General features: G+C 73.5%; 8 protein-coding genes. 2 read left to right on the forward strand and 6 right to left on the reverse strand.

Going from position 1 to position 7,169, the window contains the following annotated elements; translation table 11 throughout:
• From GTW08_RS17395 to aroQ, 5 genes are all read right to left on the reverse strand, one after another.
• Positions 1-547: ADP-ribosylglycohydrolase family protein (locus GTW08_RS17395; RefSeq protein ID WP_346009922.1), on the reverse strand; the 547-nt coding region annotated here is incomplete at its 3' end.
• On the reverse strand, positions 544-1,248 hold the full coding sequence (locus GTW08_RS17400; protein ID WP_073576219.1) for a GntR family transcriptional regulator: 705 nt from the start codon (positions 1,246-1,248) through the stop codon (positions 544-546). The genes GTW08_RS17395 and GTW08_RS17400, both read right to left, overlap by 4 nt.
• Positions 1,249-1,448: 200 nt before the next feature.
• Positions 1,449-2,198: an aspartate/glutamate racemase family protein gene (locus tag GTW08_RS17405; RefSeq protein WP_073576220.1), complete on the reverse strand. Its 750-nt coding sequence runs from the start codon at positions 2,196-2,198 to the stop codon at positions 1,449-1,451.
• Positions 2,195-3,241: a leucyl aminopeptidase gene (locus GTW08_RS17410; protein ID WP_161152227.1), complete on the reverse strand. Its 1,047-nt coding sequence runs from the start codon at positions 3,239-3,241 to the stop codon at positions 2,195-2,197. Before GTW08_RS17410 ends, GTW08_RS17405 begins: the two co-directional genes overlap by 4 nt.
• Positions 3,242-3,339: 98 nt before the next feature.
• Positions 3,340-3,939: a gamma subclass chorismate mutase AroQ gene (gene aroQ, locus GTW08_RS17415; protein WP_161152228.1), complete on the reverse strand. Its 600-nt coding sequence runs from the start codon at positions 3,937-3,939 to the stop codon at positions 3,340-3,342.
• 62 nt (positions 3,940-4,001) lie between these two features.
• On the opposite strand from aroQ, the gene GTW08_RS17420 reads away from it, so the two are divergent.
• Entirely contained in the window at positions 4,002-4,889 is an 888-nt protein-coding gene (locus GTW08_RS17420; protein WP_337826495.1) for a 3-keto-5-aminohexanoate cleavage protein, read from the forward strand.
• A gap of 128 nt (positions 4,890-5,017) precedes the next feature.
• On the opposite strand, the gene GTW08_RS32525 is transcribed toward GTW08_RS17420, so the two are convergent.
• Entirely contained in the window at positions 5,018-5,143 is a 126-nt protein-coding gene (locus GTW08_RS32525; protein ID WP_255497635.1) for a hypothetical protein, read from the reverse strand.
• A gap of 227 nt (positions 5,144-5,370) precedes the next feature.
• On the opposite strand from GTW08_RS32525, the gene GTW08_RS17425 reads away from it, so the two are divergent.
• A complete protein-coding gene (locus GTW08_RS17425) occupies positions 5,371-7,107 on the forward strand; it encodes a pyruvate dehydrogenase (protein ID WP_073576223.1) in 1,737 nt (578 codons plus the stop codon).
• Positions 7,108-7,169: the final 62 nt, after the last annotated feature.

Consider the following 7,169-nt stretch of genomic DNA (forward strand, 5'->3'; position numbering starts at 1 on the left):
CGGCCGACACCGCGGTGGCCACCGCGGCGGCGGCCGCGATCCCGGGCGCGGTGTGGTGGGTGACGACCGCCGACTCGACGACGGCGTCGAGGAGCCGCGGGCCGGTGTGCGCGATGCCGACCGGCGCGACACGCATCGCGGCGCCGTTGGTGACGCCGTCGCGGCCGGCGAGCTCGGGGGGTTCGCCGTCCGCGAGCCGGGTCAGGGCCCGGCGGGTGGAGGGGCCGAGCAGATCCAGCGACCCGCGCCGGATCATGTCCTGCTCCCACGTCTCCAGGGCACCGGCGAACACCCGGGCCGGGACGTGGCCGTCGTGGTCGAGCAGGATGCGGGCGAGCAGCAGCGCCTGCTCGGTGTCGTCGGTGACGGTGCCCGCCGGGAGCTTCGGGGCGATCGGCTGGTCGTCGGCGCCGTCGAGGAGCCGGTCGACGACGCCGTAGCGCTCCGCGATCGCGGACCGGGACAGCGACTGGGTGGGCATGCCGAGCGCGTCGCCGACGGCGAGGCCGAGCAGCGCGCCCAGTGCGCGGTCGTGCGGGTCGCTCACCGGGTCTCCCCGAACGCGAGGTGGAACCGGAAGCGCTGCGGGTCCAGCAGGCTGACGACGTGCTCGACGAGCCCGCCGCGGGCGTCGCGGGTGACCCGGACGGCGTGCAGGAACAGCTCGCCGGGCTCGCGTTCGAGGGTGACGGCGTCGGCCGTGTCGAGCGGGGCCACCGCGATCCACTGCTCCCCCGCGATGCCGAGCAGGCCCGCCGCGGCGAGGGTGGCGGTGATCGAGCCGTCGACGAGCCCGGTCTCCGGGAGCCGCGCGAGGTGACCGGTGGCGGGCAGCGAGGCGGTCTCCAGCGAGACCGGGACGGCCCCGGCGCGCCGCAGCCGGCGCACGGTGACCAGTGGCCCCTCGTACCCGGTGGGACCGGGGTCGCCGCCCGCGGTGATGCCGAGCAGCTCGGTGCCGACGGCCGCGCCGGACGCGGCGAAGGCCTGCGCCCAGCCGAGCCGCTGGTCCAGGGGCGACCCGTCGAAGGTGACGAACGAGCCGACGCCGGTCTCGGTGGTGATGAGGTCGCGCCGGGCGAGCTCGGCCAGCGCGCTGCGGACCGTGCCGCGGGAGACGGCGTAGGTGCGGGCGAGCTGGTTCTCCCCCGGGAGCTGCTCACCGTTCGGCAACCGGCCGGAGCGGATCCGCCCGGCGAGGTCCTCGACGAGGCGCGCCCTCTTGGAACGCCCACCCTGTTCAGACATGTACAAACATGTACAGCACGGGGCAGGCCGCGTCCACCCCCTCCACCGGCCCGCCGACACCGGTGATCCTTCTCCGTGGAGCCGGGAGTGCTCTCCGGGGACGTCGACACTCCCCGGAGAAGGACCATGTGGGCATCCGGCCCGCGGACACGACGAGGACCCGCGTGCCGGCGCGGCACGCGGGTCCCGGTCGTACGGCCTCAGCCGGCGAGCAGCGCCCCCGCCCCGGGCACCCGTGGCTCCAGCCCGAGCCCGGTGAGGATGCGGTGCGTGGTCGCGGTGGCGGCGGACAGCACCGGGATGCCGGCCTCGTCCTGCACCGCCTCGATCGACGGCAGCGACGGCATCTGCACGCATGCGCTGAGCACCAGCGCGTCGGCGCCGGTCAGATCCAGCCTGCGCCAGTGCTCGCGCAGGTCGGCCGGATCGAGCCGGGCGACGGCGAGGTTGTCGGGAACCTGCAGCGACAGCGAGTCGACGACCTCGACCCCTGCGTCCTCGAGGTAGTCCACGACCGCCTTCGTCAGCGGCTCCATGTACGGGGTGATGATCGCGACCCGGGTCGCACCGAGCGCGGCGATCCCCGACAGCAGCGCTCCGGCGCTGGAGACGACGGGGGCGTCGGAGCCCTCCGCCCGCAGTGCGGCGGTGATGTCGTCCTCGGCGGTGCAGTGGTAGCCGGGGCCCTGCGCCATGATCGCGACCAGGCAGGCCGTCGCGACGACGTCCGGCCGGGCGTCGGCCAGCTCGGCCGCGGCCCGCTGGGCCTGGGCGTTCATCGCGCGCAGCTGCTCGGGGGTCACGTGCTGCATCCGGGCCCGCGCCGCGTGGAAGACGAACCGGTCGTCGGGCAGCACGTCCTCCCGGGCGCGCAGCATCCGCGGCAGCTCGGTCTCCATCGTCAGGTTCGAGGACGGGACGATCATGCCGATGTGGTGGTCGCGCGTCATCGGCGCGCCACCGGCTTCATCTCCGGCACGGTCAGCTCACCGGCGTCGACGATCAGCTCGTCGTCGAGGAACAGGGAGTTGCCGCGCATCGGGATGTCGAAGTGGCAGGCGGTGTCGTTCGGGCCGCCGAGCTCGTTGTTCGGGCCGATCGAGAACATGACGTTGCCGTAGAAGCTGCGCAGCTCCATGCCCATGCCGCCGCCGAACTGGGTCAGGCCGTGCCAGTGGGCGCGCTCGTCGAGACCCCAGCCGACGTGGCTCATGCCGTAGCCGCGCGGGTCGTCGAAGGACTCGATGTAGGAGCGGAGCAGGTCCGCGTCGAGACCGGAGGAGCCGGCGCCGCCGCGGATGTCGCGGATGAAGCCCTGCTCGATGGTGATCTCCACCGGGGTCTGCACGTAGGTGTTGAACGGCAGCAGCACGTCCCCGGGGGCGAGGACGATCTTCCCGTCGACGCCGTCGTCGGAGCCGCCGGTGAACACGAACGCCGCGGGCCAGTGGTCCCAGCGACCGGGGGTGTCGGTGTAGCCGTACTCGCTCAGCGTCGGGTACATGCCGAGCTGGTAGGTCACGTCGGTGCCGTGCGGGCTGGTGATCCGCATGGTCGAGGCCTTGGCCAGCAGCTCCGCGCCGGTCTCGACGCGTTCGCGCAGCTCGGTGGTCGGCATCAGCCGGGCGAGCAGCTCGGGCGGCTCGACGGCGGTGAGGATCCGGGTGCCGGCGTCCTGGATCGCGAACTGCTCCTTGCTGAACAGCAGGAACGTGCAGTCCACGACCATGTCCGCGGCCTTGAGGGCCTCCACGGCCAGGGGGATGTTCCCCAGGCCGGAGTCGCCGACCGCCCAGGCACCGCCCGCGCTCGCCGGCGACGGCAGCCGCATGTGATAGCCGGTCGCGCCCAGCTTCTGGATCGCCCAGAGGAACGCGTCGGCGTACTCGGTCCGTTCCGCGCCCCGGGTGAGCACGACGACCGTCTCCCCCTCGTGCACGCCCGACAGCGTCAGCTGCTGCAGGCAGATGTCGTTGAACAGGTTCTGGTCCATCGCGCACCTCCGTGTCTCGTCCTATTAATCCGAGCACGTACTATCCGGATACGCAAGACCTTCGGACGGGCGGAAACGGCACCGTCACACGGGGCGGATCAGCCGGGGGCGCCGTCGCAGACGGACTTCAGCGACCGCCCGAGGGCGTTGCGGTGGACCTCGTCGAGCCCCTGCGCCTGCTCGACCGCGGCCTGGGCCAGGGTCGACGGGCACTCCTCGTTCGCCCGGGCCGGTCCGGCCAGCTTCAGGGCGGCCACGAGCTCGTCGCCGATCCGGTCGAGCTGCGGCCGCACCCGGGCCAGCTCGGGCCGCTGCGCCGGAAGCGTGTCGGGCCGGTCGGTCCACTGCCGGATCAGGTCGTTCTGCACCTGGGTGCTCGCCGCGATCTGGTCGGCGACGACCCGGGCCGTCCAGTCGGGGTCGACGCCGTCGCGGGCCGCGTCCGCCCGCGCCTGCGCGACGACGGCCGCCTCCCGCACCGGGTCGGTGACGGCCGCCCCGGTGCCGAACTTCGCCGCGGCGACCTGGTCGGAGACCTGGGCGCGCTGCGCGGACAGCTGCACGACCCGGACGAGCCCGTCGGCCGGGGACGCGCCGGGCGGCCCCTCGGTCAGCGGGAGGGGCTGGTCGCCGCACCCGGCCAGCAGGCCCAGGACCAGGAGCGCCCCGGCCAGTGCGGTACCGCGTGTGCCGATCACAGCGGCGAGCCTACGACCGCAGCGGTCGCGCCCCACCGCCGCCTGCGGCGATGCTGGCGGGCGTGGACACCGCGGTCATCCTGGAAGTGGCGCTGAACGGCACGACGACGCGGGAGCGCAACCCGCACGTGCCCCGCACCCCGGCGGAGGTGGCCGAGCAGGCCGCCGACGTCCTCGACGCGGGCGCGGCGATCGTGCACCACCACAACGACGAGCCGATGTTCACCGTCGACGGAGTGCACGCCGTCGAGCCGTACCTGGCGGCCTGGGACCCGGTCGTGGCCGCGCACCCCGACGCGCTGCTCTACCCGACGATGGCGGCCGGGGCCCGGGACATCCCGGTGACCCGGCGGTGGGCGCACGTCGAGGAGCTGGGCCGGCGCGGACACATGACACTGGTCGACCCCGGCTCGGTCAACGTCGGCCTGCTCGACGACGGCACCTGCCCGGACGCGGCGGCGCCGGAGCCGTACCAGAACTCCGTCGCCGACACCGAGTACATGTTCGCCCGCACCGCCGAGCTGGGCGCCGCCCCGAGCATCTCGATCTTCGAGCCGGGGTTCCTGCGCACCACGCTGACCCTGCACCGGCATGGGCGGGTCCCGCCGGGCGCGATCGTGAAGCTGTACTTCGCCGACCGGCTGCAGTTCGGGCTGCCGCCGACGCCCGCCGCACTGGAGGCCTACCTGGAGCTGCTGGAGCCCTCGGGCCTGCCGTGGTCGGTGGCCGTGCTGGGCGGTGACGTCGTCGCCTCCGGGCTGGCCGAGCTGGCGGTGCGCCGCGGCGGGCACCTGCGGGTCGGCCTGGAGGACTTTGACGACGGCCGGGGCACGGCGCCGTCCAACCGGGAGCTGCTCGACGGTGCCCTGCGCGTGCTGGACCGGGTGGGCGCGACACCCGCCTCCCCCGCGGCCGCCCGCGACATTCTCGGAATCCGGCCGCACGGGTGATCCTTTCACCGTGACACACCGCGGGGGTGTGTTTCCGGTCGACCCGGACACACATCCCCGCGGGGAATTCGGCGACGCCGACCGTCAGCCGGTCCGCGGATTCCCGCGGCCGGCTCCGGCCGGCCCGGTCAGAACCAGGCTTTCCGCCCACCCACCGGACGTCCGATCGCTCCGAGGATCAACAGGACCACACCGACGATCACCAGCAGACCGCCGATGTAGTAGAGGAGCTGGATGCCGGCGAAATACCCCACCAGCAACAGGATCAGACCAAGAATGATCATTTCGTGTCCCCTCCCAGGAATGTGAGGGGAAAGTACTCACCTACGGGTTCCCGTGCAGTGCGGGAATCGATTCCGATGCGCGTGTCGTGACCTGCGGTGCGCCGGACGGTGCGCGGGCGCCGTCACACGACGGAACGGTTCGGGCCGGTGCCGGACCGGGAACACGGCCCTCGCACCCCAGCGCGAGGAGGAACGACATGAGCCGCACCGTGGCCGACCAGATGATCGAGCTGCTGCACCAGGCCGGCGTCGAACGCATCTACGGGCTGGTGGGTGACAGTCTCAACCCGATCGCGGACGCGATCCGCCGCGACGGCCGCATCCGGTGGGTGCACGTCCACAACGAGGAGGCCGCCGCGCTCGCGGCCGCGGCGGAGGCCCAGCTCACCGGGCGGCTCGCGGTCTGCGCCGGCAGCTGCGGCCCGGGCAACACGCACCTGATCCAGGGCCTGATGGACGCCCACCGCACCGGTGCGCCGGTGCTGGCGATCGCCTCGCACATCCCGTCGACCCAGATCGGCACCGGCTACTTCCAGGAGACGCACCCGGAGCGGCTGTTCACCGAGTGCTCGGCGTACTGCGAGCTGATCTCGCGGCCCGAGCAGATGCCCCGGATGCAGCGGATCGCCATGCAGACCGCGCTCGCCGAGTCCGACGTGGCGGTGCTGGTCCTGCCCGGCGACGTCAGCGCGCTCGACGCGCCGAACGACACCGGCACCTCGCACCTGGCCCCGCCCACCGGCGTCGTGCGGCCGTCCGAGGAGCAGGTGGCCGAGCTGGCCCGGCTCGTCGACGCCGCGGACACCGTGACGCTGTTCGTCGGCGCCGGGATCGAGCACGCCCGCGAGCAGGTGCTCGCCCTCGCCGAGAAGGTGAAGGCGCCGATCGGCCACTCGCTGCGCGGCAAGGAGTGGATCCAGTACGACAACGCCCACGACGTCGGCATGTCCGGGCTGCTCGGCTACGGCGCCTGCTACGAAGCGACCCACGAGGCCGACCTGCTGGTCCTGATCGGCACCGACTTCCCCTACGACTCGTTCCTGCCGCAGGCCCGCACCGTGCAGATCGACACCGACCCCGCGCGCCTCGGCCGGCGCACATTGCTGGAGCTGGGTGTGCACGGCGACGCCGCGTCCACCCTGGACGCGCTGCTGCCGCGGATCGCGGAGAAGACCGACCGCTCCTTCCTCGACCGGATGCTGCGCCGCCACGCCGAGGCGCTGGAGAAGGTGGTCGGCGCCTACACCCACAAGGTCTCCGACCTGCGCCCGATCCACCCCGAGCACGTCGCGGCGGTCCTCGACGAGGAGATGGCCGACGACGCGATCGCCACCGTCGACACCGGGATGTGCAACGTGTGGGCGGCGCGCTACCTGTCCCCCAACGGCCGGCGCCGGATCATCGGCTCCTACCGGCACGGGACGATGGCCAACGCCCTGCCGCACGCGATCGGCGCCCAGCTCGCCCACCCGGACCGGCAGGTGGTGTCGCTGTCCGGCGACGGCGGGCTGACCATGCTGCTCGGCGAGCTGCTGACCGCGGCCGAGCACGACCTGCCGCTGACCGTCGTCGCGTTCAACAACGGATCGCTGGGCATGATCCGGCTGGAGATGATGGTGGCGGGCTACCCGTCCTTCCAGACCGACCACGGCCCGGCCGACCTGGCCGGGATCGCCCGCGCCGCCGGCCTGTACGCCGAGGCCGTCGACGACCCGTCCGACGTGCGCGCGGCGCTGCGCCGGGCGCTGGACCACCGCGGTCCGGCGCTGGTCGACGTGCGCACCGACCCGAATGCGCTGTCCATCCCGCCGCACATCACCGCGGCGCAGGTCCGCGGGTTCGCACTCGCCGCGACCCGCACGGTGCTCGACGGCGGCGTCGGGAAGATGGTCGAGCTGGCGCGCAGCAACCTACGGTCGATCCCCCGGCCCTGAGCGGGGCGGGTCAGCCGGCGCGGGCGGCGAGCCCGGGGGCCGAGACCGCGTGGTCGAGCGCG

The sequence above is a fragment of the Pseudonocardia sp. SID8383 genome (assembly GCF_009864975.1).
In the GTDB taxonomy this organism is placed as follows: domain Bacteria; phylum Actinomycetota; class Actinomycetes; order Mycobacteriales; family Pseudonocardiaceae; genus Pseudonocardia; species Pseudonocardia alni.

What these genes read in the sequence shown, in the direction of transcription:
- GTW08_RS17405 (WP_073576220.1), bottom strand. Translation starts at nt 2,198, where the DNA reads ATGACGCGCGACCACCACATCGGCATGATCGTCCCGTCCTCGAACCTG.
- GTW08_RS17425 (WP_073576223.1), top strand. Translation starts at nt 5,371, where the DNA reads ATGAGCCGCACCGTGGCCGACCAGATGATCGAGCTGCTGCACCAGGCC.
- GTW08_RS17410 (WP_161152227.1), bottom strand. Translation starts at nt 3,241, where the DNA reads ATGGACCAGAACCTGTTCAACGACATCTGCCTGCAGCAGCTGACGCTG.
- GTW08_RS17400 (WP_073576219.1), bottom strand. Translation starts at nt 1,248, where the DNA reads ATGTCTGAACAGGGTGGGCGTTCCAAGAGGGCGCGCCTCGTCGAGGAC.